Consider the following 2147-nt stretch of genomic DNA (forward strand, 5'->3'; position numbering starts at 1 on the left):
TATCTTCATCTATGTGAAGCACAATATGGAGATGATTACTCATCACAGCATAAGCACAAACATCAATAGAAAAGACGCTGGCAAGGAATATCAGACGGTTCTCCACCCAACCCCGCCTATGCTCATAACTAGTTCCGTTTATTGGATCTTCACCACACAAAAAAGCACGGCGAACGCATCTTGAGACACAATGATAATAAGGGGTATCAGATAAGCACACTTGCTGGTTTCTTGAGATAGACATCATTCACTTCCTCTTCCTTGAGAAAACATGAGTTCAGTATAGAAAAGATCACCAGGAATATCTTAGAAAATGACTAAAGCTACGGATTTACTAGCTTTTAGAGGTGCATGGCCTAGTTAAATAAGCAATTAAAGATTGCCTTAAACTCTCTAAATTTCTAATTAAGAGAATTTTTAAAGATGTTTCTAGATGTGAGTTACTTACACTATTAGTTATCCCTTCAAGATCTTTTTTAATTTGATCTATTTCTGAGGATTTTAGAGAAGTAAAATTAGCCTCACGATTTAGTCTATCGGAACAGAATTGAAGTCCATAGATAGTGGGTTCATCAATTTGTTGTTGCCAGCTTTGCCAATTAGCATCTAGGTTGATTTGAGACAGCATTGCTTCAATTTTGATAAAAGGCTTTAGATAGATCTCATGATCAATGTTTTCTATTTTTTGAATTTGAGACTTAGTTTTATACGTAAGCTGTATTAGGTCTGCTAGCATTCGGAGGATAGTACCTGTATCTGTCACTTCGATACCAAATATATCAGCCCACACCTTTCTAACTTTTGTATTAGGTGGCTTTTTCTTTGCTTCACTTAAAATGTCAAAAAGTCGACCTGCTGGCTCTGTCTTAACTTCCATGATTACAAACTTCTCCGAAATAATTTTTGAATGCTAACGCCTCAATAAGCCGCGCAGTTTACTGCGTCGGCTTGATTGACTTGTTATGTGAAACCAGCTCCATTTCTGGAACGCTATTTTTGGCTTCTTCCTCAGCCACTTGTATTACCTTTATCATTGCCAGAAGGAGAATAAGAACACCGAATAGTCCAACCATTACTCCCGCGCCTATTTTCTCCAAATTTTTCTTAATTACTTTTTCTTTCTCTGGAGCAGCTTTCCTAAGCCCAAAATCAAAAAGAAGCATCAATAAAACTACCGCCACACCCGCTACAAGAAAACCAACTGCATATAAAAGAACAATTGCTATTCCGTACAAGATGTTTTCGTTGGTAAGCTCCTCTTTACTATCTATTTTATCAACTCCCTTGATATCACCGATAATTACAGGCTTTTTATATTCCTCTCCGCTAAACACCACTTGGATTTTGAAACCCTCATCCTTTTCGAGAATATCAAAAGAAAATCCAACACGTCTCCCTTCAAACTTAATGGTGGGGTTAACGATTTTCTCTCTCGTGGTTTCGGATATGAAGGCATCGATTACTTCGTAGTCTTCAGGAAATTCAAATGCAAGAGGGTCTAGAATATCTTCACCTTCAACAGCCATTCGGCCTTTATTCCAAAAGGCTAACTCCTGTACATATACATTTCCAACAAGAGGTTTTTCGCCGTCCTCTGTAACCTGAGTCATTTTATAGTTAGATGACTTCAAGTCTGAATGAGAAGCGTATATAAGTAGGCCTTTTGTAGATAAAAATGCAGTCTCGCGCTCTTGTTGATTCTCCAAGTGAAAAAATATTGCTAAAGCAATACCAAGAACTGCTAAGGTCGTACTAATTACATTCCACCAACTAATTTTCAAAGTAACTCCTTTTTCACAGTTTCACATAACGCCGCGCTCACCGGTAAATTACGAGCGCAGCGAGTAATTTATCCGTGTGCAGCGCCTTGTTCAGCGTCTACTGCACTTTTTGTTACTTTTCCATATCGCCTCTTCATGCGATCACATGTATCCCTGACCTTTCTTCGAATAACATGTTCAGGCTGACCTTCATTTTTTTCACGAACTCTATTTGCTATCTCGATTAATTCTCTTGGCATATATTCTGATGCGTCAGCTTCAAAAAATAGAGGAAGTAATTGTTCTTGATCTCTACTAAAGTTCGTCCTAGAAGGGCCAAAAGACAAGGTGTTAGCTAAAAAATCTAATGACATTAGCGGGGATGAC

4 protein-coding genes are annotated in these 2147 nt (G+C 38.1%); 1 reads left to right on the forward strand and 3 read right to left on the reverse strand.

Translation table 11 applies throughout. The annotated features are described in order from the left end of the window. A partial coding sequence (locus ABJF11_RS20605) for a hypothetical protein (RefSeq protein ID WP_348122188.1) occupies positions 1-184 on the forward strand: 184 nt, incomplete at its 5' end. Positions 185-334: 150 nt separating this feature from the next. On the opposite strand, the gene ABJF11_RS20610 is transcribed toward ABJF11_RS20605, so the two are convergent. The 3 genes from ABJF11_RS20610 to ABJF11_RS20620 form a co-directional block, all read right to left on the reverse strand. Beyond that, entirely contained in the window at positions 335-877 is a 543-nt protein-coding gene (locus tag ABJF11_RS20610; protein WP_348122190.1) for a hypothetical protein, read from the reverse strand. 58 nt (positions 878-935) lie between these two features. Beyond that, the gene (locus ABJF11_RS20615) at positions 936-1781 is read right to left on the reverse strand and encodes a hypothetical protein (protein ID WP_348122192.1); all 846 of its coding nucleotides are present in this window, start codon (positions 1779-1781) and stop codon (positions 936-938) included. Positions 1782-1849: 68 nt separating this feature from the next. After that, a partial coding sequence (locus ABJF11_RS20620; protein ID WP_348122193.1) for a hypothetical protein occupies positions 1850-2147 on the reverse strand: 298 nt, incomplete at its 5' end.

It is taken from the genome of Reichenbachiella sp. (assembly GCF_039941815.1).
Lineage (GTDB): Bacteria > Bacteroidota > Bacteroidia > Cytophagales > Cyclobacteriaceae > Reichenbachiella.